The sequence below is a fragment of the Streptococcus sp. HMSC072D03 genome (genome assembly GCF_001812855.1).
Lineage (GTDB): Bacteria > Bacillota > Bacilli > Lactobacillales > Streptococcaceae > Streptococcus > Streptococcus salivarius_D.
On sequence record NZ_KV810631.1, the window covers coordinates 1 to 549 of the forward strand.

The 549-nt window shown below is 32.2% G+C and carries 1 protein-coding gene; it reads right to left on the minus strand.

What is annotated here, in order from left to right:
• Positions 1–399: 399 nt before the first annotated feature.
• Positions 400–549: LPXTG cell wall anchor domain-containing protein (locus HMPREF2877_RS02275; RefSeq protein WP_141751036.1), on the minus strand; the 150-nt coding region annotated here is incomplete at its 5' end.

Sequence of the window (549 nt, forward strand, 5' to 3'; positions counted from 1 at the left end):
ATACACCTTTTCATTTTTAGCTAGTTTATTAGTATATTACTATTTATTTTATCATATCCTTAACCCAAAAATCTAATATAGTATCTTATTTTTTGAATTTTTTTATCAGCCTTCCTTACATTGCTTTTACAAGTCTAAAAAAGGGTGTTTTCCCCAGAATGATAACAATGAAAAGGTAGCAATAGAATATGACATCTCTCGAAAAAAATGATTAAGGAAAATTCCTCTTAGTAAGATTAATCAGAATTCCGAATTTTCTAATTATATCTGATGAGTACCTCTTTCTAAAGTTTTCATCTTAATATCACTAGACAGCAAAAAACACCGCCCTTATTTAACAATGTATTAATAAGAGTGGTGTTTTATTAAAAAATTGACGATGACTACCTAACACTAAAATTATAAACTGTCATCTTCTGGGTCGTCCTTCTTGCGTTTGGCAAGAAAGGCAAGACCAGTTGCCGTCGCTAAAGCACCGAAGAGGGTAGCTAACGATGATTCAGTTTCTCCAGTCTTAGGAAGTTGTTTGGCTTCAGTATGATCCTTAGG